Source organism: Desulfoluna sp. CYM3A (genome assembly GCF_056829965.1).
Genome location: NZ_CP186556.1, coordinates 4,246,778 through 4,272,063, shown reverse-complemented (window position 1 = coordinate 4,272,063; position 25,286 = coordinate 4,246,778). Strand labels below are relative to the sequence as shown.

General features: G+C 58.8%; 27 protein-coding genes, 1 tRNA gene and 4 pseudogenes. 29 read left to right on the top strand and 3 right to left on the bottom strand.

The window, feature by feature from the left end:
* Window positions 1-149 precede the first annotated feature (149 nt).
* From ACOYW1_RS21665 to ACOYW1_RS21620, 10 genes and pseudogenes are all read left to right on the top strand, one after another.
* Window positions 150-818: a PTS sugar transporter subunit IIA gene (locus tag ACOYW1_RS21665; protein ID WP_482419695.1), complete on the top strand. Its 669-nt coding sequence runs from the start codon at window positions 150-152 to the stop codon at window positions 816-818.
* A gap of 370 nt (window positions 819-1,188) precedes the next feature.
* Window positions 1,189-2,832 (top strand): chloride channel protein, encoded by a 1,644-nt coding sequence (locus ACOYW1_RS21660; protein WP_482423791.1) that lies wholly within the window; start codon window positions 1,189-1,191, stop codon window positions 2,830-2,832.
* Window positions 2,833-2,850: 18 nt separating this feature from the next.
* Window positions 2,851-3,684 (top strand): universal stress protein, encoded by an 834-nt coding sequence (locus tag ACOYW1_RS21655; RefSeq protein ID WP_482417748.1) that lies wholly within the window; start codon window positions 2,851-2,853, stop codon window positions 3,682-3,684.
* Between the two features lie 241 nt (window positions 3,685-3,925).
* Window positions 3,926-4,015, top strand: a tRNA-Ser gene (locus ACOYW1_RS21650).
* A 306-nt stretch (window positions 4,016-4,321) separates the two neighbouring features.
* Window positions 4,322-5,026, top strand: a complete 705-nt coding sequence (gene dnaX, locus ACOYW1_RS21645) for a DNA polymerase III subunit gamma/tau (RefSeq protein ID WP_482419694.1) — start codon at window positions 4,322-4,324, stop codon at window positions 5,024-5,026.
* Window positions 5,023-6,327: a hypothetical protein gene (locus ACOYW1_RS21640; RefSeq protein WP_482419693.1), complete on the top strand. Its 1,305-nt coding sequence runs from the start codon at window positions 5,023-5,025 to the stop codon at window positions 6,325-6,327. Before dnaX ends, ACOYW1_RS21640 begins: the two co-directional genes overlap by 4 nt.
* Window positions 6,284-6,382: pseudogene (locus ACOYW1_RS21635) on the top strand (hypothetical protein); the annotation flags it as partial. The gene ACOYW1_RS21640 and the pseudogene ACOYW1_RS21635, both read left to right, overlap by 44 nt.
* A 68-nt stretch (window positions 6,383-6,450) precedes the next feature.
* Window positions 6,451-6,618 carry a YbaB/EbfC family nucleoid-associated protein gene (locus ACOYW1_RS21630; protein WP_482419692.1) on the top strand — a complete coding sequence of 56 codons (168 nt, stop codon included), beginning with the start codon at window positions 6,451-6,453 and terminating at the stop codon, window positions 6,616-6,618.
* A 100-nt stretch (window positions 6,619-6,718) separates the two neighbouring features.
* Complete coding sequence (gene recR, locus ACOYW1_RS21625; RefSeq protein ID WP_482417746.1) at window positions 6,719-7,318, top strand: recombination mediator RecR; 600 nt, start codon at window positions 6,719-6,721, stop codon at window positions 7,316-7,318.
* Window positions 7,308-7,766 (top strand): YkgJ family cysteine cluster protein, encoded by a 459-nt coding sequence (locus tag ACOYW1_RS21620; protein WP_482419691.1) that lies wholly within the window; start codon window positions 7,308-7,310, stop codon window positions 7,764-7,766. The genes recR and ACOYW1_RS21620 overlap by 11 nt, the downstream gene beginning before the upstream one ends.
* Here the strand turns inward: ACOYW1_RS21620 and ACOYW1_RS21615 are convergent.
* Entirely contained in the window at window positions 7,731-7,973 is a 243-nt protein-coding gene (locus ACOYW1_RS21615; protein WP_482417744.1) for a hypothetical protein, read from the bottom strand. The two genes, ACOYW1_RS21620 and ACOYW1_RS21615, sit on opposite strands and share 36 nt — an antisense overlap.
* Window positions 7,974-8,151: 178 nt before the next feature.
* On the opposite strand from ACOYW1_RS21615, the gene murI reads away from it, so the two are divergent.
* From murI to ACOYW1_RS21600, 3 genes are all read left to right on the top strand, one after another.
* Complete coding sequence (murI, locus tag ACOYW1_RS21610) at window positions 8,152-8,940, top strand: glutamate racemase (protein WP_180139590.1); 789 nt, start codon at window positions 8,152-8,154, stop codon at window positions 8,938-8,940.
* 284 nt (window positions 8,941-9,224) lie between these two features.
* Entirely contained in the window at window positions 9,225-10,154 is a 930-nt protein-coding gene (locus tag ACOYW1_RS21605; RefSeq protein WP_482417743.1) for a malate dehydrogenase, read from the top strand.
* Window positions 10,155-10,247: 93 nt separating this feature from the next.
* The gene (locus ACOYW1_RS21600) at window positions 10,248-10,433 is read left to right on the top strand and encodes a hypothetical protein (RefSeq protein WP_482419690.1); all 186 of its coding nucleotides are present in this window, start codon (window positions 10,248-10,250) and stop codon (window positions 10,431-10,433) included.
* 142 nt (window positions 10,434-10,575) lie between these two features.
* On the opposite strand, the gene ACOYW1_RS21595 is transcribed toward ACOYW1_RS21600, so the two are convergent.
* Together ACOYW1_RS21595 and ACOYW1_RS21590 are read right to left on the bottom strand one after the other, a co-directional pair.
* Window positions 10,576-10,827, bottom strand: a complete 252-nt coding sequence (locus ACOYW1_RS21595; RefSeq protein ID WP_482419689.1) for a helix-turn-helix domain-containing protein — start codon at window positions 10,825-10,827, stop codon at window positions 10,576-10,578.
* Between the two features lie 52 nt (window positions 10,828-10,879).
* Window positions 10,880-11,563: a sigma 54-interacting transcriptional regulator gene (locus tag ACOYW1_RS21590; protein ID WP_482419688.1), complete on the bottom strand. Its 684-nt coding sequence runs from the start codon at window positions 11,561-11,563 to the stop codon at window positions 10,880-10,882.
* A 525-nt stretch (window positions 11,564-12,088) separates the two neighbouring features.
* Here ACOYW1_RS21590 and ACOYW1_RS21585 point away from each other — a divergent pair.
* The 16 genes and pseudogenes from ACOYW1_RS21585 to ACOYW1_RS21510 form a co-directional block, all read left to right on the top strand.
* Window positions 12,089-12,367: pseudogene (locus ACOYW1_RS21585) on the top strand (Wzz/FepE/Etk N-terminal domain-containing protein); the annotation flags it as partial.
* A 51-nt stretch (window positions 12,368-12,418) separates the two neighbouring features.
* Window positions 12,419-13,627 carry a GNVR domain-containing protein gene (locus ACOYW1_RS21580; RefSeq protein ID WP_482423790.1) on the top strand — a complete coding sequence of 403 codons (1,209 nt, stop codon included), beginning with the start codon at window positions 12,419-12,421 and terminating at the stop codon, window positions 13,625-13,627.
* A gap of 4 nt (window positions 13,628-13,631) precedes the next feature.
* A complete protein-coding gene (locus ACOYW1_RS21575) occupies window positions 13,632-14,312 on the top strand; it encodes a CpsD/CapB family tyrosine-protein kinase (RefSeq protein WP_482419687.1) in 681 nt (226 codons plus the stop codon).
* Window positions 14,313-14,557: 245 nt separating this feature from the next.
* Window positions 14,558-15,562: a nucleoside-diphosphate sugar epimerase/dehydratase gene (locus tag ACOYW1_RS21570; protein WP_482419686.1), complete on the top strand. Its 1,005-nt coding sequence runs from the start codon at window positions 14,558-14,560 to the stop codon at window positions 15,560-15,562.
* A complete protein-coding gene (locus ACOYW1_RS21565; protein WP_482423789.1) occupies window positions 15,448-15,942 on the top strand; it encodes a sugar transferase in 495 nt (164 codons plus the stop codon). Before ACOYW1_RS21570 ends, ACOYW1_RS21565 begins: the two co-directional genes overlap by 115 nt.
* 115 nt (window positions 15,943-16,057) lie before the next feature.
* Window positions 16,058-16,645, top strand: coding sequence for a polysaccharide biosynthesis/export family protein (locus ACOYW1_RS21560; protein ID WP_482419685.1), 588 nt, complete (start codon window positions 16,058-16,060; stop codon window positions 16,643-16,645).
* Window positions 16,642-17,898 carry an outer membrane beta-barrel protein gene (locus ACOYW1_RS21555; RefSeq protein ID WP_482419684.1) on the top strand — a complete coding sequence of 419 codons (1,257 nt, stop codon included), beginning with the start codon at window positions 16,642-16,644 and terminating at the stop codon, window positions 17,896-17,898. The genes ACOYW1_RS21560 and ACOYW1_RS21555 overlap by 4 nt, the downstream gene beginning before the upstream one ends.
* A 61-nt stretch (window positions 17,899-17,959) precedes the next feature.
* A complete protein-coding gene (locus ACOYW1_RS21550) occupies window positions 17,960-18,748 on the top strand; it encodes a nucleotide sugar dehydrogenase (RefSeq protein ID WP_482419683.1) in 789 nt (262 codons plus the stop codon).
* A 4-nt stretch (window positions 18,749-18,752) separates the two neighbouring features.
* Window positions 18,753-19,226, top strand: a complete 474-nt coding sequence (locus tag ACOYW1_RS21545; protein WP_482419682.1) for a UDP binding domain-containing protein — start codon at window positions 18,753-18,755, stop codon at window positions 19,224-19,226.
* Between the two features lie 103 nt (window positions 19,227-19,329).
* Entirely contained in the window at window positions 19,330-20,271 is a 942-nt protein-coding gene (locus ACOYW1_RS21540) for an NAD-dependent epimerase/dehydratase family protein (RefSeq protein ID WP_482419681.1), read from the top strand.
* 85 nt (window positions 20,272-20,356) lie between these two features.
* Entirely contained in the window at window positions 20,357-20,929 is a 573-nt protein-coding gene (locus ACOYW1_RS21535) for an exosortase C-terminal domain/associated protein EpsI (protein WP_482423788.1), read from the top strand.
* A pseudogene (locus ACOYW1_RS21530) lies at window positions 20,889-21,203 on the top strand (archaeosortase/exosortase family protein); the annotation flags it as partial. The gene ACOYW1_RS21535 and the pseudogene ACOYW1_RS21530, both read left to right, overlap by 41 nt.
* Before the next feature lie 109 nt (window positions 21,204-21,312).
* Window positions 21,313-21,739 (top strand): annotated as a pseudogene (locus ACOYW1_RS21525) (exosortase/archaeosortase family protein).
* Between the two features lie 240 nt (window positions 21,740-21,979).
* The gene (locus ACOYW1_RS21520; RefSeq protein ID WP_482419680.1) at window positions 21,980-22,690 is read left to right on the top strand and encodes a DUF3473 domain-containing protein; all 711 of its coding nucleotides are present in this window, start codon (window positions 21,980-21,982) and stop codon (window positions 22,688-22,690) included.
* A gap of 43 nt (window positions 22,691-22,733) precedes the next feature.
* Complete coding sequence (locus tag ACOYW1_RS21515; RefSeq protein ID WP_482419679.1) at window positions 22,734-23,765, top strand: FemAB family XrtA/PEP-CTERM system-associated protein; 1,032 nt, start codon at window positions 22,734-22,736, stop codon at window positions 23,763-23,765.
* A 282-nt stretch (window positions 23,766-24,047) separates the two neighbouring features.
* Entirely contained in the window at window positions 24,048-25,259 is a 1,212-nt protein-coding gene (locus ACOYW1_RS21510; protein WP_482419678.1) for a TIGR03087 family PEP-CTERM/XrtA system glycosyltransferase, read from the top strand.
* Window positions 25,260-25,286: the final 27 nt, after the last annotated feature.

The window sequence follows — 25,286 nt, the reverse complement described above, 5'->3', positions numbered from 1 at the left end:
CCCTGTCCATGATTGCGGTTGAACTCTCAATTTCTATCGGATAGAATACGAAGTTTTTAAAATATCGCCGGGACGACGGCGCGTCGGGGAAAACGTGTTCCCGGACCGTCGGTCGGCCCTGTTTTTGACGTTTTTTTGTGGTGACGGATATGAAATTGAGATTGGATGAGCTTGCCGAGGCCATGGACCTGCCGCGGGATACCCTGGAACGCTGGATTCGACAGGGGCGCATCCCTGTAAAGAAAAGCGGGGCAGAGTGCTCTTTCAGCTTTGCGACCCTTAAAAGTTGGGCCGGAAAGCACAACACCTCCTTTGTGCTCAAGGAGCCGTCCTCGCCCGCGGGCGATACCCGTGAGGCGGTGATTCTCTCCCAGGCCATAGAGCGGGGTGGGGTGGTTTTCGATCTTGATGGCGACGACGTTCCTTCGGTTCTCAAGAACATGACCGCCTCGGTGCGGGGTTTCGGTGAGGGGGAGCGGGACGCTCTTTTTCATCTCCTTGACGAGCGGGAGCGCCTGGCCTCCACCGGCGTGGGGCGCGGCGTGGCCCTGCCCCACCCGAGAACGCCCATGGACGCCTGCAGGGTTCCGTCCATCACCACCTTTTTTTTGAAGCATCCCGTTGATTTTGATGCCGTGGACGACCTGCCGGTGCGCGTGCTCTTCCTGATCCTGAGTCCCGATGTGGGGACCCATCTGCAGCTGCTGTCCAAAATCTCCTTTTGTGTGCGGGAACCCGCATTTTTGCGATTCCTGGAGAGCGTGCCTTCGGAGGCGGCCCTCCTGGAAAAAGTGGCGGAGTTCGAGACCAGGCTTTAAGAGGGCTTTGGAGGAGCCCGAGGTTCCGGCAAAAAAGGGGGATGGGGTCCCCTTTACAACGGGGGTGGAATCTGTTAGTCCGGCGGTGTCGGTTCGGTACCGACAGTGCTTTAGAATCCAGCCGGGAGAACCCCTGGCCCGGAGACCCTGCGGACGGGTTGGAACCCGATGCCGCAGTGTGTCCGAACCAGGCGTTTTTCAAGGCTTTTTTGCGTCGTGACACCGGGGCGCTTTTCTTGTTTATCGTCGGGAACCCGTTTCCGAACTTTTTTTGGGGATCTTTTAAATGCTGAAAAGGCTGTGTAGACTTCCGTCGAAATTGCCGCGTATTCAGTCGGATGATCGGTTGATTTTGATGGTGGCCGGCGTGATGGTGGGGATTGCAAGCGGGCTGGCGGCCCTGGCCCTGAACCGGAGCCTTGAGGCGATGATGGAGTTTGTGCATCACCTGAAGGACTACCCCTGGGCCTTTGTGCTGCCCGGGATCGGTGCGGCCGTCTCTGCCATTTACCTTGATTACGTGATGAAGGAGGGGGCCGGCCACGGTGTGCCGGAGGTGATTTATGCCGTCTCCCGCTACGGTGGGCTCCTGAGGCTGCGCTCCAGTATCTCCCGCCTGATCTCCAGTTGCCTGACCATCGGCAGCGGCGGCTCTGCAGGTCCTGAGGCCCCGGTGGTGATGAGCGGGGCAGCCATCGGCTCCAATATCGCCAAGCTGTTCAATCTGAACGACCGTCAGCGCGTCACCCTGGTGGGGTGCGGGGCGGCCGGTGCCATCTCTTCCATCTTCAACGCCCCCATCGCCGGCCTGGTGTTTGTGCTGGAGGTGGTGCTGGGCGAGTGGTCCACGGTAAACATCGTGCCCATCGCCATTGCCGCGGTGGCAGGCACCGAGGTGAGTCGCTTTTTTAACGGCAACCAGATTGCCTTCAGCCATACCGGTTTTGATATCGGTGTCGCCGATACGGTGGCGGCAGCCGGGCTGGGCCTGGCCACGGCCCTCTTTTCCATCCTTCTCACCCGGGCTCTGCGGTCCATGCACGGGGTTTCTTCCCACGTCAAGCTCCCCAAATGGGGGCGGGCGGCCGTGGGCGGTTGTCTGGTGGGGCTTCTGGGGCTGGTCTTCCCCGATGTGCAGGGGGAAGGGTACCACGCCATCCGTGAGATGATCGTGGGGGCCTACAACGGCGCCTTTCAGCTGGCGGCCATTGCCATTTTTGCCAAGATCCTGGCTACCTCCCTGACCCTGGGGTGGGGGGGCTCCGGCGGGATTTTTGCTCCCTCCCTTGTGGTGGGCAGTTTTACCGGTCTGGCCTTTTACCGGGGCGTGACCCTGCTCTGGCCCTCCATTCCCCTGGTGGGGGAGGGCTGTTTCGCCCTTTTGGGCATGGCCGGGCTCATCAGTGGGATCCTTCAGGCTCCCCTCACCGGCATTTTTCTTATTGTGCAGATCACCGGGGGGTACGAGGTGATTCTGCCCCTCATCGTGGTCTCTGCTGTTTCCACCACCATCACCCACTACTTTGAGCCCGCCTCCTTTTATATGAAGGATCTGGTGGACAGGGGTCAGCTTCTGCGTCCCGGCACCGATGCCCGGGTGCTCAACGATCTTTCCCTGGGCGAACTCATCGAAAAGGATTGCCTGGCCGTGACGCCTCATATGACCTTAAGGGAGTTTGTGGAGGTGGTCAAACGCTCCACCCGCAACCATTTTCCCGTGGAAGACCCGGGCAGCGGTGATTTCCTGGGCATGGTGGACCTCGACAGGGTGCGGCCCTACCTCTTTGACACCATCATGTACGATGCCGTGGTGGTGGAGCAGATCATGGACCGGAAGGTGGCCACCGTGGCCTACGGGGATGAGCTGACAGAGGTCCTGCACACCATGGACACCCAGGGGCTTTTTACCATTCCCCTGGTGGTAAACCGGCGGTTCGTGGGGATGATCTCCAAGGCCACCCTCCTTGACAAATACCGAAAAGAGCTGATGGTGCAAACCACCGATAACGCGTGATACGGGTAGGAGACCGACATGGACACTCAACTTTTTCACATTTTCCGGAACACGCCCACCGGGCGGGAGACCTTTCTTCAGTCACTCTACTTCTGTCGCCTCATGGGGGCGTCGCCTGTGGTGTATGTGCCCAAGCACACCAAGTTTCTGATGTATTTCGAGCGGGACGTGGTCCAGGTGGATCTGGACAGCTCCTACCTCACCGCCCCGGAGACGGCCGAAAAGCATGCCCGGGAGCTGGCCGAGCAGGAGGGGCTTGAGCCCGGGGTGTTCAAGGCCAAGAACTTTACGGCCTCCACTTTGCCGGACATCCCCGTGGATTTTGATTTCATGTGCTGTCCGCGCAGCATCAGCGACCTGACCAGCAAGATCGGGCTGGGGTTCATCGGCTCGCGGGTGAGGCGCATCATCCGGTCGGCTTTTTTTCCCGTGCTTATCACCAGCCCCTCCTTTCGTAAGTGGAACAGCATCACGGTTTTTTTCGGTGGTTCCAAAAACGCGGTCAATGCTCTTCGCTTGGGGGCCCGCATTGCCCGCAAGACCGGTATGAAGCTCAGGCTCTTTACCCAGGTGGAGGGCGGCAAGACCCGGGACGATTACGAGAAAGTGATAGTGGAGAGCGGTCTGGGGGATGATATGTCCGCCTATGTGGATGACTGGCTCCTGTTTTTTGGCGGCAAGTTCGAAGAAAACCTCTTTGAAGTGCCCCATGACAGTCTCCTGGTCCTGGGGGCCTACGGTCACGGACTGATCCGTGATTTGCTCTTTGGAAGCAAGATGGAGACCATTCAGTCGGTGATGCCCAACAACCTGATGGTGGCGGGTCCCAATTACGTGGACAGGGGCGCGTGATTGGATGATGCGTTATCCCGGGGCGTTGTGGAAGAGCCCCGGATGGGGGGCCGGCAGGCTTGGCAAAGCCTTTTTCGGGGACCCCTGAAAAGTGTGAGAAAACCCCTTGACAAAGGGAGGGGGATGACGTAAATCTTCTCTCGCTTTTGGGGCAGTGTTCAACAACACGCTGCTCGATGAGCGCGGCGCTTCCCACCGGCCTGGTCGGTAAGAGTGAGCGCCAGACATAAGGGTAATATGCGGAGAGGTGACCGAGTGGCTGAAGGTGCACGCCTGGAAAGCGTGTGTGCTGTAACAGGTACCGAGAGTTCGAATCTCTCCCTCTCCGCCACTACCCCTTGTGCCTGAATCAAAGGGCCGCCAACAGTGAACAGGTTTTCACCACTTCCTTGCCAGCAACGGACGTGGGGCGCCTGTTTTTTTCGTTTTGGCCCTTTGCCTTGCCCGCGGCGGCAACGGGATGCACGGGGCGCTTGCAGTGCCCATCGTTTTATGGTTTCATCCCTGGTAGTGACCCCATACGTGTTGTGGGGCTTTTAAGGCGGCACCAGGCCGCGGCTGATTTGATGACACGCCGGCACCTTGCCCGCGTTCCGGTCCGGAACCGGTCTTCGGCCGGCAGGGAGAACCGGTCACCATGTCCTATCTTGTCCTTGCCCGAAAATACAGACCCCAGCTTTTTGACGATGTGGTGGGGCAGTCCCACGTCACCACCACGCTGACCCATGCCATTTCCGCCGAGCGTGATGACGATTTCTCTTTTCCGGCCCCCGGCATGGAAACCTCGGTGGCGCGCATCCTGGCCAAGGCCATGAACTGCTCCGGCAGGCGGGAGACCGGTTCTCCTCACCCCTGCAACTCCTGCCGTTCCTGTCGGGAGATCACCCAGGGAAGCTCCGCCGATGTCTTCGAGATCGACGGTGCCTCCAACAACAGCGTGGAGCAGGTGCGGGAGCTGCGCAGCAACGTCAGCTACATGCCCGTCTACAGCCCCTTCAAGATCTACATCATCGACGAAGTGCACATGCTCAGCACGGCGGCCTTTAACGCCCTGCTCAAGACCCTGGAGGAGCCCCCTCCCCATGTCCTGTTCATGTTCGCCACCACCGAGGTGCACAAGATCCCGGTGACCATCCTGTCACGCTGTCAGCGCCACGACATGCGGCGCGTCTCACACCGTGACCTCAAGGCGCACCTTCAAAAGCTCAGCTCCCTGGAGAACGTTTCCGTTCCCGACGAGAGCCTAGATCTTATCACCGTGGAGGCGGGGGGCTCTGTGAGGGACTCCCTCAGCATCCTCGACCAGGTCATTGGCAGCGCCGTGGACGGCCGCTACCGATGAACTCGTTCCTGACCACCCAGGCCGTGGAAACCAGCGACGTCATGGCCCTGACCGAGGCCCTGATCCGGCGGGACGGCGGGGCCGTTCTCTCGGCCGTGAACCGGTTTTATATCCAGGGCAACGACCTGCGACGCCTCTTTTCCAGCCTCACCCAGACCTTACGGAACCTGTTGGTGCTTGAGGTGGCCGGCCCCGAGGTGCTGGACCTTCCCGACGGAGAGATGGCTGCCATGGGGGCCATGGCCCAGTCTTCAACCCGTGGGTTTCTCACCAAGGCCCTGGAGGTGCTCCTGGCCGAAGAGTCGGCCGTGCGCTATGCCGCCGCCCCCAAGATGGCCCTGGAGCTGGCCCTGATCAAAATTCTTCAGGTGCCCGATGCCCTTTCCATCGATGCCCTGATCCGAAAGATCGACACCCTGCAGAAAAACGGCGGCGGTCCCCCTGCGCCTTCGGGTCCTTCCGGGCCTTCCGGGGGCGGGGTTTCCGAAACACGGGCAGCCTATGCCCCGGCGCCCCCTGCAGCCCCTTCGGCCAAGTCGGCACCCGTCACCCCCGAACCGGTCGCCCCGGTCCGAAATCAGCCGCCTTTGAGTGGCTCGGCTCCGGCAGTGTCCGAGCAGGCGCCCCGGCAAATATCGCCACAGGCATCGCAGCAACAGCCGCAGCAGGCACCACCGCAGGCGCCGCAGCAAGTATCGCCACAGCCCTCGCAGCAAGCGCAGCAGCAGATACCACCGCAGGCATCGCAGCAAGCGCAGCAGCAGGTACCACCGCAGGCATCGCAGCAAGCGCCACAGCAGGCACCTCAACACGCGCCACAGCAGCCGCCCTCGCCGGTGCCTGACCGTGGGGCAGCGCCCGCGTCGTCCGGGGCCCCGGGGCCATCGCCGGCCTGGAACCCCTCGGATTCCCCGGAAAAGGCCTGGGGGGCATTTCTTGATGACTTGCGGAAAAATCGGCCTTCGCTGGCCCCGCTCCTGGCCAAAAGCGCCTTGAAAAAAGTGGCGGGAAAGAGTATTGAGATCGAAATCACCGCCAACCGTTTTGCCGTGGGGCGACTCAAGAACGGCAAGAAAAAAGAGTTGGAAGATGAGATCCGGGCCTGGTTCGGCTCGGAGATGGACGTGACTTTACACACCATCATTGCCGGAGAAGAGACCCATTCCGGGGGGCGCCACGGGAACGACCGTATCGTGACCGAGGCAAAGGAGCACCCCGTGATTCACGAAGCCATTCGGGTCTTCGGGGGCAAGGTGGATGTCAACATCATTAAGGAGGAAGACCATGAAAGGCATGGGTAACATGATGAAGCAGGCCCAGAAGATGCAGGCCAAGATGATGAAGCTTCAAAACGAGATGGATCAGTTCACCGCAGAAGGCACCGCCGGGGGCGGCGTGGTCATGTCGCCAACGGCAAACAGAAAGTGCTCTCCGTCACCATCGACCCCGAAGTGGTGGATCCCGAAGATGTGGAGATCCTTCAGGACATGGTGGCCGCAGCCGTCAACGATGCCCTGACCAAGGTGGGGGCCATCGTCAACGAAAAGATGAGCAAGGTAACTGGCGGGATGAATATTCCCGGCCTGATGTAGTTATTTACCCTGCTTTGTTGTCCCGGGCTGCCGGAGGGATTCCTCCGGCACGCTGATTTCGGGCCGTGCGTTTTGCTTTGCACCCATTCCCAGGTCCAGCATGAATCATTATCCAGCCTCGTTGAAGCAGCTTATCGACAATCTCGCCCGTTTGCCGGGGATCGGCCGTAAAAGTGCCGAACGACTGGCCCTTCATATCCTGAAGGCACCGCACCGCGAAGCAGACCTCCTGGCAGGCAGCATCGCCGAGGTCAAGCGCCGGGTGAGGCTCTGTCGCCGCTGTTTTGCCCTTGCAGAGTCCGATCACTGTCCTGTCTGCGCCAATACGGGTCGGGACCAGTCCCGTATCTGTGTGGTGGAGAAGCCGGCCGACATGGCGGCCATCGAGACCTCCGGCGGGTACGCGGGGACCTATCACATCCTCCAGGGGGCTTTGTCTCCCATGGATGATATCGGTCCGGACGATCTGCGTATCGCAGAGCTCCTCAACCGGGTCAAGGCCGAGGGCACCGTGGAGGTGATCCTGGCCACGGGGACCAATGTGGAAGGGGAGGCCACCGCCGCCTACATTGCGGAGCAGCTGCATCACCTGTCGGTGCGGGTGACGCGCATTGCCTCCGGGGTGCCCATGGGCGGGGATTTGAAATATGTGGATCAGGTGACCCTGAAACGGGCCATGGAGACGCGACATGACACATAGTAGCACCACAAGCGAAGATATTTTCGAGTGCACCCAGTGCGGCGAATGCTGCACAGGCTTCGGGGGCACTTACATGACGGAGGAGGACGTGCAGCGCATCGCCGCCTTCATCGGCGTGTCCCCCGAGGAGTTCGTGGCCACCCGCTGCCAGATCGTGGACGGCATGCCGGTTATCGCCTCAGGCAAAGACGGCAAGTGTGTTTTTTTTAAAGACAACTGCACGATTCATTCAGTCAAGCCCCGCATGTGCAGGGCCTGGCCCTTTATCGACGCCGTGGCCCGGGTTCCCTCCAACTGGGACCTCATGGCCGATGCCTGCCCGGGGATCCGCAAAGGGTTTCCCCACGAGGTGATTCGCCGCATTGTCTGCGGGGAGCAGGAAAAGCTCAACGAGGCCAGGCACGAGGTGGGGTCAATCTCGCCACATCTCAGGGGGCAGAAGGCGTAAAGGGTCTTCGGTCGTTTTGGAAACGGCTATGATGCCGCGGCGTTCAAGCTCTTCAAGGGCCGCATCAAGCCCCGGGCCATCCCCGGCCCAGAGACGCGTCACCTCAGGGCGGGTCAGGGGAAGCTCCTGGTCGGCCAGGCCGGTGAGGAGCAGGTAGCACGAGACGGTCTCCGTGGGGAGGCCGAGGGTAAATATTTTCTGGTCCATGTGCATGGGACCTCCTTGTGGAAAAATGTGTGCATGACCGGAAGCGGGGACTCCTTCGGGGGGCCTCACTTCGCTGACACTGCGGAGTATACCAAACGGTGTCCAATTCACAACCTTTGCAGGGCCATGGCCGACACCGGTGGACCCTTCAGCATGAAACACAGGCGTTTTAACTATTATGATTGGTATTTTTGACTCGGGCATCGGTGGGCTAACCACCTGTCGTGCCCTGAAAGAACTTCTGCCCGGTCACGAGATGATCTACTTTGGCGATACCGCCCGCACCCCTTACGGCAGCAAGAGCCGGGAGACCGTTGTGCGGTACAGCCTTGAAAACACCCGCTTTCTTATTGAAATGGGTGCGGAGATGATCGTGGTGGGCTGCAACACCGCCTCCAGCGTGGCCCCTGCGGCCATCCGGGAAGCCTATGACGTGCCTGTGTTTGAAGTGGTAACTCCGGCTGTGGAGCAGGCCCTTGCCGCCTCGAAAAAGGGGCAGATCGGGGTCATCGGGACCCGCGGAACCATCACCAGCAAGGTGTATGAAACCCGTATCAAGGAGATGCGGCCCGACGCGTCGGTGCACTCCAACCCCTGTCCCCTTCTTGTTCCCCTTGTGGAGGAGGGGTGGTTCGACCGCCCTGAAACCCGAAGGATCGTCAAGAGCTACATCCACCCCTTGCGGGTCCGTCAGATCGACACCCTGATCCTGGGGTGCACCCACTACCCCATGCTGGAGCCCATTATCAAGCAGAAGGCGGGGAAACGGGTCACCATCATCAACTCCGGCGCGGCCGTGGCCCGCCAGGTGAAGGCCTTTGTGGACGCTCACCCGGAGTGGCGGGACAAGGGTGGCAGTCGTCGTGGGTGTGATCGGTTTTATGTCTCCGATTATACCCCCCAGTTCCGCTCCATCGCCGAATCCATCCTCAACCAGAAGGTGGAGCTCCAGCTGGTGCAGCAGTAACCTCCCTTCCCGGTTCCGATTAAAGATTGATCAAAAATCCGATTGATATTATAAATAAATACGGCGTCTTCTTCGGGCGCCGTCTTTGTCCGGGCCGTTGACTTAGGGGGCATGCCCCCTTAAGCCGCCCGAGCCCTTGTCCGGCTGATTCGCCTCTTTTCCCGTACGCTTTTTTCCCCGCCGCGCCTGTCCCCATGCCGGATGTGTTGCCCTTTCTTCTTCCGTGACATCCACGCCAGTGCATCATGCATTTCCCACCCGCAATACCGTGTGAGGAGGACTCCATGACCGTACGCAAGATTTTTATCGCCGGGGCAGGCAATGTCGGCTCCGCCGCCGCAGCTTTTATGGCCACAAAACAACTGGGGAATATCTACCTGTACGATATTTTGGAAGATTTTGCCGTGGGGCAGGCCATGGATATCAACCAGTCCCTTCCCTATTGGAGATCTGACTCCAAGGTGACGGGGTGCCGATCCTTAGGAGAGATGGAAGGGGCGGACGTGGTGGTGATCACCGCCGGTGGCAAGCGGGCCGAAGGCATGACGCGCCTGGACCTTCTGTACCAGAACCTTGATATCATGTACGAGATCGGGGAGGTGGTGATGACCCTGGCGCCGGATGCCTTTGTCCACGTCACCAGCAACCCCGTGGATGTTCTGACCTGGGCCCTGAAAGAGCGGTGGCCCAAGATGAAGGTGACGGGCCTCGGGTGTGCCCTGGATGCCATGCGGTTTCGGTTTTTCCTTGCCGAGCACCTCAACGTCTCCCGTGAGGCCGTGAACTGCACGGTTATCGGGACCCATGACGACAACATGATCCCCCTTGTAAACCGGGCCGATGTGGGAGGCACCCCGGTGAGGGAGCATCTCTCCGCCGACGATGAGGCGCGTCTCATCACCCTGGTGAAACATGGGGGCGGGGACATCGTGAAACGTTTAAAGACCCGCAGCGGGTTTTTTGCCGCAGCCACCAAGGTGACCCAGATCGTGGAGTCCCACCTTCACAACAAGCAGCACATCTTTCCCTTGAGCGTGATTATCGACGGAGAGTACGGCTATTCGGACATGGCCCTCTCCCTTCCTGTCTCCATCGGGGAGCGGGGGGCCCACAAGGTGTTTGAGTTTGACCTGAACGATGAGGAGCGTGCCCAGCTGGATGTCTGCGCCGACTCCATGCGCACGGTGATCGCTGAGATCCGTGCCCGGGCTTAAAATGTGGGTGGCGTGCCGTATACAGAAGCAGGGCGGAACGCCAGATCCATGGCCCGGATGCCCGACAAACCGATCCCTTTACAGGAGGTGACGGTGGTTGATTCAGGCCCTGAGGTTCCCGTCGAACGACGGATGACAGTGGACAGACGAGTGTATTCCTACGACAGGTACTACCCGGAGCGTCGAAAAGGAGGCGACCGGAGGGCTGAAAGCGAGTCCCTGCCCGAAGAGGCGAACTGTTCTTCGGCAGGGGCGGTCCCCCGCCCCTCGATTCCCTGAGCCGAGTCATGCTGCCCGCACGGGTGGCTGGCTTCCTGCCATTTGATGGTGTGTACCGGTTACCCTTTGGTGTCCCGGCAACTACCATTGCGTTTTTTTGTGCACACCCTTTCCCGCCTTTTTGATCCCCCTTTGATTTTTCTTACCCTTGCGCATCCTGCGGCCTGGTGATGTTGAGCTGCCCGATTTTTGTCAGCAGGGTTTTGTAGCTGATTTTAAGGATTTTTGATGCGCGGGTCCTGTTCCAGTTCGTCATGTTTAAAATCTGCGAAATGGCCTCTCTTTCAACGATGTCAACAGCGCTTTGCTTTACTACCTTGAGTGAGAAATCAGCCAAATCATCAGGCGATTTCTCCGTGAGGTCACTGATCTGGCCCAGGAGGTTGCTCACCATGGGCGGCGGCGAGGACCCGTTGATGTGGGGAGACTCCTCGTCAAGAATTTCACTAATAAGTTTCGTCACAGCCGATGAGCAGGACCCGCTTCAGGGTGCTCAAAAGTTGCCTGACATTGCCGGGCCAGGAGAACCGGCAGAATCGGTCGAAGATGTCTCCGCTGAGGGGAGGGATGTGCCGATCCGCGTATGCTTCATCGTAGACCCTGGTGTAGTGGCGGATCAGTTCCGGAATATCCTCGGGGCGTTCACGCAAAGGGGGGATGTGGATACGGACCATGTTCAGGCGGTAGTAGAGGTCGTCTCTGAACTCTTTGGTCTTGATTTTCTGTCGAAGGTCATGGTTGGTGGCGGAAATAACCCAGGTGTCGGATTTCATGCTGCTTTCCGAGCCAAGGCGGCTATACTCCCCGCTCTGGAGGACATGGAGGAGCTTTGCCTGGAGGTGGAAGGTCATGTCTCCGATCTCGTCCAGGAAGAGGACCCCGTCGTCGGCCAGTTCAAACTTGCCTTTCCGTGTTTTGAGGGCGCCGGTGTAGGCGCCCTGCTCGGTACCGAAGAGTTCGCTTTCAAGGAGTGTGTCCGGAATGGCGGCACAGTTGACCTTGACGAACTCGTTTTTATTTCGCGGAGACGCTTCGTGGAGGCATCGTGCGACGACCTCTTTGCCTACGCCGGTTTCGCCTGTGATGACGACGTTGAGGTCGGCGTTGGACGCGATGCGGTTCAGTATCACGAATTTTCCTGATGGCGGGGCTAACCCCGACGAGGATGGTGCTCATGGTGTCACCCCGGGGAATGTAAAGGTTCGGCATCACGTTTTGTGATATGCCAGATTGTAACTGCTTGCTTTGAAAAGATTAAGGTGCGTTGGGGGCGTGACGTGATTACCGACATGTCTCTTCGTCTGTGCGGTCGTTTTGTGACCGCTCCGCACCCGGCTCGAGCCCTGAGACTCAAGGCACCGATGGGGGGGCGATACGAATCGGTGTCTCTGGTCTGTCTAAAGACGTTATTCCCAAGTTTTTGCTGTGTCGTAATAGAACCAGAAATGTAAAATTAAGGAGTTATTAATAGATGAAAAAACACTCTGTGGCAAGAGTAAAAAAGGCTTTTCGTCAAGATCGTGTTGCTGTGATCCTTGACAGGTAATAACATATTGTATTTTTTAAATCTGTTGACGCATGCTGTTCGCATGGGTATATAAGTTAATCTTCATGTACTCGATATTGTCTTCTACTATGACTATGTGTGGGGTTTGATGGGGGAATCGAGTAGTAATATCAATATTGATTTTGAGTTTATCGCAGGAATGGTAGTCAAGTGGTACTGGATCCTGCTGATCCCTCTTACGATGGCCGCCCTGGCGGGGATTTATCTTATTTACAGCTCCCAGAGGTATTATGTGGCCAGTACGGTGATTCTGGTTCAGCCGCAGAGATTGCCATCGGATGTCGTGCGAAATATCATCGCTGAAGACATCAATACACGTGTCAGTACACTGTCTCAACGCATTAAAAGCCGAACAAATCTTGAAAAAGTTATCGACGAATTCAATCTGTTTTCCAGTGATGAGTCAAAAGACATGTATATGGAAGACAAGATCGATACCCTTCGTCGTCGCATCTCATTTAAGGTAACCAACGGGCGAAATCGCAATGCGGATTCCTTTGCCGTTACTTACAAGGGCACCGATCCCGTGCGTGTGACCAAGATTACCCAGTCCCTTGCGTCCTACATCATCGATGAGAACCTGAAGCTCAGGGAAACCCAGGTGCTGGGAACCAACTCCTTTCTGGAGGATGAGCTGGAGGCCATGCGCAAGAAGCTTGTCAAGACCGAGACGGAACTCAAGGAGTACCGTGAACGGTACATGGGGGGATTGCCGGAGCAGCTCAACAGCAACCTGCGCATCCTGGCCTCCTTGAGTGAGCGCCTTCCCCATGCACGTGATGAGGTCAGGGCAACGAAACTCCGGCTGGATGCCGTTCGCCAGAAGATCAGCAATGGCCCCGTGTCGGCCGGGGACCCCGGCGCAGGCCCTCCGGCCAGTGAGCTGGATCGACTCAAAGAGGAATTGCGTGTGGGGCTGGAACGCTACACGGCGCGGCATCCGGATGTCCGTCGGCTCAAAGCGGCCATTGCCGCCTTGGAGCAGCAGCCCACAGAGCCCGAGGAAGCCTCGAAAGGAGACATCCCGCCGGAGGCGGCGGCAAGGCCCCGGGGCCTCTCCATGATTGAGCGCCAGAAACAGGAGATCCTGGCCGAGCTGGCCGCCGAGGAAAAAGAGGTCAAACAGCTAAAGGCCCAGATCGGGGTGTACAAAAAGAGGGTGGAGGACACCCCTCGACGGGAGCAGGAGCTTCTCTCCCTACAGCGGGATTACGAGAACATCCGCAGCGCCTACCACTCTCTTCTGGGGCGTCAGTTGGAGGCCCAGATTGCCGTCAACATGGAGAAGAAGCAGAAGGGCGAGCAGTTTCGCATCATCGACCCGGCGCGGGTGCCGCAAAAACCCGTGGAGCCCGACATGAAGAAAATCGTGCTCTTTGTCCTGGCGGCAGGGTTGGGGCTTGGCTGCGGGGTGGTGGGGCTCCTGGAGTTTCTCTTCCAGACCTTTCGAGGGGTCCGTGCCGTGGAGTCTGCGACGTCGGTGCCGGTGATTGCCACCATCCCGGAAGTAGCCGGCCCGGTGCGGGGTCGAACCCTCTTCTGGAAGCGCATCGTTCCCCTGTCCGGAGGTGCCATGGCGGTTTCTCTTCTGGGGGTGTTTCTCTGTCTGGCATACATCAAGGGGTGAGCCCATGGGCATATTTCGGAAAGCAGTTCCCCGCAAGGGGGCGGGGCAGGGCGGCGGGGGGCCCGGAACGCTGGTGGCCCGGTTCGACCCCTGGGGGTTCGGGGCGGAGCAGTTTCGGGCAGTCAAGACCTCCATCATGTTCCCGGCCGACGGCCGCGAGATACGGACGCTCCTTGTGACAAGCGCGGTTCCGGGGGAGGGCAAGACCTTTGTGGCCGCCAACATCGCGGCCTCCATTGCCGGCAGCATGGACAATCATGTGCTCGTGGTGGACAGCGACATGAGGCACCCCTCCATGGCCGCCTATTTTTCCCTGTCCCCCCAGGCTCCGGGGCTGGATTACTACCTGAATCACCGATGCACCCTGGAAGAGGTGATCTATCATACCGACATTGACAAACTATCCGTCCTTCCGGCGGGGGGAGGTGTGCCTAACCCGTCGGAGCTGATTACCTCCTCCACCATGACCCGCATGATTGGTGAGGTCCGGGGACGTTATGAGGACCGGTACGTGATCATCGATTCTCCGCCGCCCTTGTTTGCGCCGGAAACCATTGCCCTGGCCAAGCATGTGGATGGAATCATCGTGGTGGTGCGAAACGACAAGACGCCCAAAAAGTCCGTGGCGGATTTGTTGGAGCGGTTGGACCGCTCCCGGGTGGTGGGCATTGTCCTGCCCAACTGAGGATCCCCTTTGGCGTGGGGTACGGCTACAGGACCCATTACCCTTATGGAAAAAGCGGCAGCGGAGAAGGGTAAGCCCTTTGCACCGGGAAGTACAAATTCTCTCCTTATGGTTTTGGCCGGGTCGTGTTCCCATGAACTCTCCCGGCAAGGGGCCTGCGGGTTCCCAAGTGACATTCCCCATCCTTAATACCATCGGGGCTGTCTTACGAATCAACGGATCATAGATGGTGGATGTGGATTGACATGATTGAAGTGTTCAGAAGGTATTATACCATTCGCAACCTGTTTTTGATTGCCCTTGAAAGCGTGCTCCTTTACCTGTGTATCCTGCTGGCCTCGTCCCTGTTTGTTGAGGGGCAGGGGGCAGGGGACCTTTCGGGTCTCTCCCTCAAGGCGGGCCTTGTGGTTTCCACCTGTATTTTTTGTCTTTACTGCAACAACATTTACAGCCTGAAAGACACAAAAGGGTACACGGACCTTGCCTTTAAGTTGTTTCAATCCTTTGGCGCGGCCATGATCCTGCTGGCGCTGTTCTATGCGGCGTTCAGCCAGGCCATCATCGGCACGCGCTTCTTTTTTATCTACATTCCGGTGGTGGTGACCATCCTGTCCATCTGGCGGTTTTTCTATGTTTACCTGCTCAAGTCCGGTGTGCTGAGCCAGAGTATCTACATCATCGGGGACGGCGACCTGGCCATCGATATCTGCCGGGAGACAGAGACCGAGATCGACTGCGGGTATTGTGTGAAGGGAATCATTTCGCCGCGTCCTTTGGATGGGATTTCGTCGGTGAAGGCCCCCCAGATCGACACCTGTCGGGGCCTGGCGGTCCGTGCCAGGGAGAACGGTGTTAAGCGCATCGTGGTGGCCCTGAAAGAGAAACGGGGCAACTTTCCCATTGACGAGCTCCTGCTGTGCCGGGTCAGCGGCATCGACGTGGTGGAAGGAAACACCTTTTATGAGATGCTCACGGGAAAATTCCTCGTCTCCTCCATCAATCCCACCTGGCTGATTTTTTCCAACGGCTTCAGAAAAAGCAGGGTCCGAAACATGGTCAAGCGCCTGGAAGACCTGGTGGCCTCTGTGGCGCTCCTGCTCTTTTTTTCTCCCCTGATTTTGGTGACTGCCCTTTTATCAAATGGGATTCCCCGGGCCCGATCTTTTTTTCTCAGGATCGCCTGGGGATTCGGCACAAACCCTACAGACTCTACAAGTTCAGGTCCATGGTGGAGAACGCCGAGGCCCTGAGCGGACCGGTGTGGGCCAGCCGGGAAGACCCCCGGGTGACCCGGGTGGGCAGATTTATCCGAAAATGGCGGATCGATGAGCTTCCCCAGCTCTTCAATGTGCTGAAAGGCGACATGAGCCTTGTGGGCCCCCGTCCCGAGAGGGCGCACTTCGTGGAGCAGCTGGAAGCCCAGGTACCTTATTACGCGGAGCGGTTCATAGTCCGTCCCGGGGTCACCGGGTGGGCCCAGGTGCGCTACGAGTACGGGGATTCCGTGGAAGATGCCATGGAAAAACTCAACTACGATCTCTTTTACATCAAGAACATGAGCATTTTCATGGACGTGGTCATTGTGTTTCGCACCATCCGAACGGTCCTTTTTGGGGTGGGCGCCCGGTAGCGGGCAGCCACGGGGCCGTATCGGAAGAGGAGCAGTCAGGCGGTTGGTTTGAAGATGATGGTGACGCGACAAAACGGGGAAAAAAAGCGGGGCATGTAACCCGAGGGGCGAAGCTATGTCTTGTGGTCGGCTTGTGGCGGTGATGATGATGGTGCTGATGATGGCGTCAACGGCCGGAAAAACGGTTTTTGCGGCCCCGAAAGGCAAGGACGAGGAGAAAAACTATACCCTGGGCTATGGGGATGTTATTGATGTCCTGGTCTGGAAGGAACCGGATTTTACGGTGGAAAACATCGTGGTCCGCCTGGACGGGAAGATCACCCTGCCCCTGGTCAACGACATCCGGGCCCAGGGCCAGACCCCACGCCAGCTCAAGGCCCACCTGGAGATTGTCCTGCGCAAGTACATCGAGTCTCCTGTGGTGACGGTGCTTCTCAAGGAGGCACGGAGCCGTCGGTTCTATATCCTGGGAGAGATTGCCCAGACCGGGGAATACGCTTTGACCAAGGAACTCACCGTGCTCCAGGCCTTTGCCCTGGCCGGAGGCTTCACCGAGTGGGCCAGGAAAAAAGAGATCTTCGTGCTCAGGCGGGGGGAGGGAAAGGATACGGTGATTCCCGTTAATTACCTCGACATCATCTCGGGAAAAGACCTCAAGGGCAACCTCGTCATCCAGGCGGACGACACCATTGTGGTCCCGTGAGATGGTCGGTACTTACCCGTGCTCTCCTGGCTGCCGTGCTCTGGACGGCCGGGGCGTGGATTGGGCCAGTGGCTTGGGCCGAGATTCAGGTGGGGGTCACCTCCCAGGTGGAGTACAACGACAACCTCTTTCTTGAACCCTCCGGCGGGAGCTCTGATGTGTTGTTCAGGCTGCTGCCCTGGATGGATGTAGCCCATGGCGGACACCGGCACTCCGCCACCCTTTCCTACCGGCCGAGTTATACCTGGTACCGGAAAAACCCGGAACTCGATCAGGCGGGCCATGAAGCGGACCTGGAGGTGGCTGCGGACCTCTCCAGGCGTGTGGACCTTTTGTTTAACACCCGTCTGGAGCGCAGCGAAGAGGGGACCTCGGACCAGCAGCCCGTGGAGGGGACCTCACGCCTGCCCGTTACAAACCTCTCGTCAAGCCTTACGGTGCACCGGAAAACAGGGCGGGATGAATTTTTTGATGTGACGTGTACCGGCCGCTCCCTGGACTACGACAGCAGGAGCGTTTCCGAGGACAGCCGTGAGGCCGAAGGAGAGGTCGCCCTTCGGACAATGGCGGGGGACCATCGGGCAGCCATCCTTGAGCGCTATGCTAAAGGGTGGTACGATACGAGCGCATCGTACAGGCAGGGATGGGCCAGCCTGGAGGTAGAGCAGACGGTGAGCGCCACCAAGCGCCTCTTCGGCAAGGTGGATATCTCCACGTATACCAGCGACGGGCGAACGGATTACCTGACCGTCAATCCCTATGCCGGGCTGGCCGGGGAGTGGCCCCATGGGCGCTACGACCTTGGTGCAGGGGTCCTGATCCGGGATGAAGAAGGCGGGGATACCACCTGCGAGTTCTCATTGGTGGGCACCGCCGAGATAGAGAAAACCTGGCCGCGGGGGAGCCTGACGGTCTCCCTTGAAACTGGCCACGATGAGGATTATATAGACTTTGATACACCGGGGTTTACCACCTATGCCACCGGCCTTGTTACCGGGAGCTACCTCCCGGTCAGGGGATGGAGCCTGGACGGGCAGTGCGAGGTGCGGGGGGATGATTACCAGGAGAATCGCCCGGCAAAAGATGACCGACGCGACGTGACCGTCACCCTGACGGGAGGGATCCAGCGTCAGATCAGGAAGTGGGGCGTGGCCCGGCTTGAGGGCAGCCACCGCTTCAGGCGATCGACCCTGAATGACCAGGAGTACGACGAAAACAGCATTACCCTGACCTTTAATGTCTATACACGCTGAGGGCAAGGAACCTTATTCTTGCCTTTCACAATGCCAACAACATAACCGAACTGGGTGAACCGTGATTCCTGAAGAAGAGATGAAGATTGCCGTGATTGGTCTGGGGTATGTGGGCCTTCCCCTGGCCGTGGCCTTTGGCAGCCTGTTTGAGACGGTGGGCTACGACATCAACGACGCGCGTGTCCGAGAGCTGCAAGGTGGAGAGGACTCCACCCTGGAGGTTTCCCCGGAAGAGCTGGCCGGTGCCACATGCCTCTCCTATGCGTCGGACCCGGAGGCCCTGAAGTCCTGCAACGTGTATATCGTCACCGTGCCCACCCCCATCGATGGGAACAAGCGCCCGGACCTGACCCCCCTTGAGGCGGCCAGTGAGCTTGCGGGACGCGTGATTAGCAAAGGGGACGTGGTGGTCTATGAGTCCACGGTGTATCCCGGGGCCACGGAAGAGGTGTGCGTGCCCATCATCGAAAAGGTCTCGGGCCTGCGCCTGAATACCGATTTTTATGCAGGGTACAGCCCTGAGCGCATCAACCCCGGGGACAAGGAGCACCGGGTGACCTCCATCCTCAAGGTCACCTCCGGCTCCACCCCCGAGGCCGCCGAGTTCGTGGACGGCCTCTACGCCAGGGTGATCACCGCAGGGACCCACAAGGCGGGCTCCATCCGCGTGGCCGAAGCGGCCAAGGTCATCGAGAACACCCAGCGGGACCTCAACATCGCCCTCATCAACGAGCTTGCCATCAACGTCTGGACATCGACACCGAAGAGGTGCTCAAGGCCGCAGGCACCAAGTGGAATTTTCTCCCCTTTCGTCCCGGCCTGGTGGGGGGGCACTGCATCGGGGATCTGACCATTTGACCCACAAGGCCCAGGAGATCGGCTACCACCCGGAGATTATCCTGGCGGGCAGGCGCATCAACGACGGCATGGGCGCCTACGTGGTCTCCGAGGTGGTCAAGCAGATGATCAAGCGGCGGATCCAGGTCGAGGGCGCCTCGGTGCTTATCATGGGCCTCACCTTCAAGGAAAACTGCCCGGACCTTCGCAACACCCGGGTGGTGGACATGGTCCAGGAGCTTTCCGAGTACCATGCCGAGGTGTCGGTGTATGATCCGTGGATCGACGCAAAAGAGGCCGAAGAGGAGTACGGGATCACTCCGGTGAAGGAGCCGGTGAAAGGCGGCTACGACGCGGTGATTTTGGCCGTTGCCCACGACGCCTTCCGGGATATGGGCATCGACGCCATCCGGGCCCTGGGCAAAGAGCAGCACCTTCTCTTTGACATCAAGTACCTGTTTCCCACAGACCAGGTGGACGCGAGGCTGTGATCATGACGCCCTTTGAACGCCTTGAACAGGAGCTTGCTGGGACGCCGCGGACCTGGCTGTACTTTCGCCCGGTTCCATTGGATCCAACCTCCTGGAGGCCCTGTTGAAACTGGACCAGCACGTGGTGGGGCTGGACAACTTTTCCACGGGCCATGAAGCAAACCTCCGGGAGGTGCAGTCCCTGGTAACAAAGGCCCAGTGGGCCCGCTTCGACCTGATCCGGGGGGACATCATTGACCCGGAGACCTGTCTTGCCGCCTGCCGGGGTGCGGATTATGTCCTGCACCAGGCCGCCCTGGGTTCGGTGCCCCGTTCCATCGAAGACCCCGTGGCCACCCATGCCAGCAACAACACCGGGTTTCTCAACATGCTGGTGGCGGCCCGGGACAGCCGGGTGAAACGGTTTGTCTACGCCGCCTCCAGCTCCACCTACGGGGACCATCCGGGCCTGCCCAAGGTGGAGGAGACCATCGGCAGACCCCTGTCGCCCTACGCGGTCACCAAGTATGTCAACGAGCTTTACGCCGATGTCTTTGCCCGAACCTACGGTACGGCTTCGGTGGGGCTTCGTTGTCACTTTGAACAGTTCGGCCCCCGCCAGGACCCCGAGGGCGCCTATGCCGCGGTGATTCCCAAATGGATTGCCGCGTGCCTCAACCGGGAGCCCGTCTACATCAACGGGGACGGGGAGACCAGTCGGGATTTCTGCTACGTGAAAAACGCGGTGCAGGCCAACCTTCTGGCCGCCACGGCGAAGTTGGAAGGGGAACTCAGCCAGGTGGTCAACGTGGCCGTGGGGGATCGCACCTCTTTGAACAGCCTTTTCGGATCCATCCGGGAGAGCCTGTCTGTCCGGGTAAAGGGTCTGGTGTTGCCCGAGCCTGTGTATCGGGATTTCCGTGCCGGGGATGTGCGGCACTCCCAGGCCGATATCTCCAAGGCAGAGCGCCTTCTGGGATACCTGCCCACCCATCGCATCGGGCAAGGCCTTGAAGAGGCCATGGACTGGTATGTGGCTGCCTTAAGGCCCGGGAAGGCTCTATGACACAGCCTGCCCGAAGAAAAATCCCCCACGGACGCCTGTGCCTGGCGGCCCTGCTGATGCTTGGCTCGGCCCTTATTGACAGGCCCTGGATGTCACCGAGGCCGTGCCCTTAAAGCAGTCCTTTGAGTCCTTCCCCATGGAGATCGGGACGTGGTCCGGCGAGAAGGGGCGCTTTGACGAGGCCGTCTACAGGACCCTGGGCGTGGACGACTCCATCCTGAGCAACTACAGGACCCCCCGGGGCGATCTGGTCCAGCTCTACATCGGGTACTACCACAGCCAGAAAAAGGGGGACCTCATCCATTCTCCCAAGAACTGCATGCCCGGATCGGGCTGGGCCATCATCGAGTCCTCCCTGGAAGAGGTTCCCGGCCCTGATGAGGCCGACCCTTTTCAGGTGATCCGCCTGGTGGTGGAAAACAGCGGGAAGCGCAACGTGGTGCTTTACTGGTTCCAGTCCCGGGGGCGGATCATCTCCTCGGAGTACATGCAGAAAGTCTATCTTGTGGTGGACTCCATTTTGAAACGGCGCACCGACGGCTCCTTTGTCCGGCTCATTTCCCCGGTGCGGGACGGGGATGTCGAGGCCAGCACCCAAACACTGAAATCCTTTGCCCATGACCTGGCGCCACTTCTTCATGCATACCTTCCTTCATAGACTGACACAAACCAATCCCAAGGCGGTGGGCTTCGCTTACGGGGCGCTTCTCGTGGCCTCCTTGGTTTCTCTGGACTCAAGGACCCTCACCGAACTCACCACGGACTGGAGTACGAACCCCAACTTTTCCCACGGGTACCTCGTGCCCTTGATCTCCGGGTTTCTGGTCTGGCGGGACAAAGAGCGGCTCAGGGCCCTTCCCGTCACCCCATGGAACCTGGGGCTGGCCGTGTTGGGGGGCGGGTTGCTGCTCTTCTGGGTGGGGACCGTGGGGGCAGAGCTCTTTGTGATGCGATGCTCCATGCTCATTACCCTGGCCGGTGTGATCCTCGTGGAGGCAGTGGGCCAAGGCGTTGGCCGTGCCCCTGTGCTACCTGGTGTTCATGATTCCCCTGCCGACCATCATCTGGAACAAGATCGCCTTTCCCCTTCAGCTCATGGCCGCTTCCGGAGCGGCTCAGGCACTGTCCCTGCTGGGTGTGCCCGTGTTTCGGGAAGGCAACGTCCTTCAGCTGGCCACCACCACCCTGGAGGTTGTGGACGCCTGCTCCGGGCTCCGGTCCCTCATGAGCCTTTTGGCCCTGGGCGCTGCTTTTGCCTTTCTTTCCTCCCTGTCTCCCTGGAAAAAATGGGTGTTCGGTTCCCATTGCCGTTCTGGTGAATGTGGTCAGGCTGACGACAACCGGGCTGCTGGCCGTGTACGTCAGCCCTGAGACGGCCAAAGGGACCATGCATGATCTTTCCGGCCTGGTGGCCTTTGGGGGAGCGCTTTTTTTTCTCTATTTTGTAAATCAATGTTTAGACAGGTGAATGGATACGTATCATGGACTGTCCGGTTGCCATAACCCATTTAACCTCCGGCCGGAGGCCCTTACGGCCTCGGGCGTTCCTCTTCACCGTGGATGTTGAAGACTGGTTTCAGGTGGAGAACTTCAAGCCGTGGATAACCTTTGACTCGTGGCCGCACCGGGAACTGCGCGTGGAGAAAAACATCCACCGGCTCCTCGATCTTCTGGACGGGGGGAACAAAGGCGGGAGGCCACTTTTTTTGTGCTGGGCTGGCTTGCCGAGCGGTATCCCCACCTGGTTCGGGAGATTCACGCCGGCGGCCATGAGATCGCCTCCCACGGGTTCAATCATCACCTGCCCGCCATGCAGACCCAAAAGGCCTTGCGGGAAGACCTGGTGCGGAGCCGAAAGCTTCTGGAGGACACCATCGGCGAGACGGTGCAGGGGTACCGGGCCCCGAGTTTTGCCGTGAACAAAGAGGTGCTGGCCCTTATTCAGGAGTGCGGGTACCGCTACGACTCCAGTTATAACTCCTTTGACCGGCACGGCCGGTACGGCAAGCTGGATGTCTCGGGTTATCCCCAAAGGGGCATTGCCATTGAACTTGACGACTCGTTTTATGAGATGCCTGTCAGCAACCTGACGGCAGGGGGCCAGGTTATCCCCTGGGGAGGCGGGGGGTACTTCAGGATGATCCCGGCGCCGGTTTATATGGCGGGGGTGCGCCGCCAGATGGACCGGGACGGGGCTTTTGTCTTTTACACCCACCCCTGGGAGCTGGATCCCGGTCAGCCCAGGGTGAAGGGGGCATCGGCCCAGTATGCCTTCAGGCATTACGTCAATCTGGGGGTAACGGCCCGAAAGCTGACTCATTGTTTCCGAGGGCTGGAAGGGAGCCGGTTCACAGGATGCCGGAGCTATCTGAATGAGGTGACCGGTGAAGGACGCGCTGATGTGCAACGGTGCGCGTGATGGCAGGGGGTGATGTTTGCAGACGGGAAAGGGGAGAACGCGCATGGTAACGGTGAGGGTTTTTCAACCCGAGGATGAAGAGCGGTGGGATCGGTATGTCAACGGTCACGCCGACGGCACCTTTTTTCATCTGGTGTCGTGGAAACATGTGGTGGAGACCACCTTCGGGCATCGGTCCTGGTACCTGATAGCCCAAGACGAAGAGGCCAGGATCGTGGGTGTTTTGCCCCTGTTTGAGATCAAGAGCCTTTTGTTCGGGCACTTTGTGGTTTCCACACCCTTTGCCGAGACCGGGGGGCCCATTGCCGACTCGGAGGAGGTGACGGCAAAACTCCTGGATGAATCGGCCAGGATTGCCAAAAAGACAAAGTGTCACTACGTGGAGTTTCGAAACCGCCACGGCATGCCGGACCTGCCCACCAAGGATCTCTATTACAATTTTAAAAAAGAGATCTCCTCCAGCGACGATGACAACCTGAAGGCCATCCCCAGAAAATCACGGGCCATGGTGCGCAAGGGCATCAAGATGGGGCTCACCTCGGAGTTCGGGGATCATCTCCTCGACGAGTTTTACGATATCCTCTCCAAGAACTACCACAGGCTGGGCACCCCGGTGTTCCAGAAGCGGTTCTTCGCCAATTTTCTCTCCTGCTGCGGGGAAAATGCCCGCATCATGGTGGTGCGGACCCCCGAGGGCAGGGTGGCCTCTGCGGTGCTCACCTTTTACTACAAAAACAATGTGATCCCCTACTATGCGGGCTCGGACTTCCGGCTCAGGCACCTGGCCCCCAATGATTTTATGTACTGGGAGCTCATGCGGGACGCCAGCTGGAAAGGGTGCCACTGCTTTGACTTCGGCCGCAGCAAAAAGGGGACAGGTTCGTTTCATTTCAAAAAGAACTGGGGCTTTGAGCCGGAACCCCTGGCGTACCAGTACCACCTCCTGGACGTGGGCGAGATGCCAGACCTGAGCCCGGCCAACCCCAAGTACCAGAGGCGCATCGAGATGTGGCGGCGCATGCCCCTGCAGGCTACCCGGGTGGCCGGGCCCATGCTGTCCAAGTATCTTGTCTGAGATTCTATTGCCTCCGGCGGGTCGCTTTTTTGAAAAAAAGCTCCGCAAAAAACGTTTCGGTTGTCTTCCCTTCTGGTGCTCAGCCTTTGGGGCTGAGCACCAGAAGGGAAGACTTAAACGTTGCGTTTTGAATTGTCGAGTTATCAAGAGCTAACAAATGAGCCGGAGTTATACGCAAGACCTGTTTGTCAAACCCGCTTTTAATAAATCAGGCAAAAGTTTGGCCCCCGGCAGGGCCGCCGGAGGCAACATGACCCATTCTTTTTTGACCAGGTGGAGCCCATGAGTCGCGTCCTGTACCTTGCCCACAGAATTCCCTACCCCCCCAACAAGGGGGATAAAATAAGGTCCTACAACACCATCCGGCACCTTGCTTTAAACCACGAGGTGGACCTGATCTGCCTTGCCGACGACCGGCGGGACCTCAAGCACCGGAAAGAACTTTCCGTTTTGTGCCGGAAGGTGGTGGTGCTTCCCTTGAACACTCTCAAAACCAAATGCAACGGGGTGTGCAGTTTTTTGAAGGGGGCGACCATCTCCGAACGCTATTTTTACCGTCGCAGGTTTCAGCGGATTTTCAACGCCTGGACCCGGGAGACGCCCTACGATGCGGTGATCTGTTTCTCTTCCCCCATGGCCCAGTATCTGCTGGAGGATGATTTTATGGCCACAAAGGGCGGCTCCATGCGCTTGATCATGGATTTTTGTGATGTGGATTCGGACAAGTGGGTCCAGTATGCCGGAAAGACAAAATTCCCATTGAATGCATTGTATAAAAACGAAGGGTTGCGCCTGTTGCGTTATGAGCAAAGGGTACACCGAATGTTCGATCGCTCCATTTTTGTCTCAGATCACGAGGCGTCTTTGTTTAAGGCCTTGTCAAAGGATGAGGAGCGGATATTCGTGGTTCCCAACGGGGTGGACAGCGACTATTTTTCTGAGCATGAGCGCGATGTTTCCCAACGGAGCGGAAAGCCCACGCTGATGTTTGCCGGGGCCATGGATTACTATGCCAATGTCGACGGGGTCCGGTGGTTTTGCAAGGATATCCTGCCGGAGGTTCGACGGGGGCACCCGGACGTCGTGTTCAATATCGTCGGCAGCAACCCCCCTCCCACCGTCACAGAGCTTTCAGCCATGGACGATGTCCATGTGACAGGCTTTGTCAAAGACATTCGCCCCTATTACCAGGAAGCCGATGTCTGCGTTATTCCCCTTCGCATCGCAAGGGGGGTTCAAAACAAAGTCCTGGAAGCCATGGCCATGGGAAAGACCGTGGTGACGACACCTGCAGCGATTCAGGGGATCCAGGTGACACACGGGAAGCACGTTCTGGTGGCCGACAGCCCCAAAGGGTTTTCAGAGACCATCTTGTCCCTTATGGATGACCCCGAGCGAAGGGTCGCGTTAGGACAGGCCGCAAGGGCCTGTGTCCAGCGCGATTATTCGTGGAACCGGAATGTGTCCAAACTGATGGATATCGCCCTTCATTAAAAACTTTCTGGCCAACGAGTAAAGGCA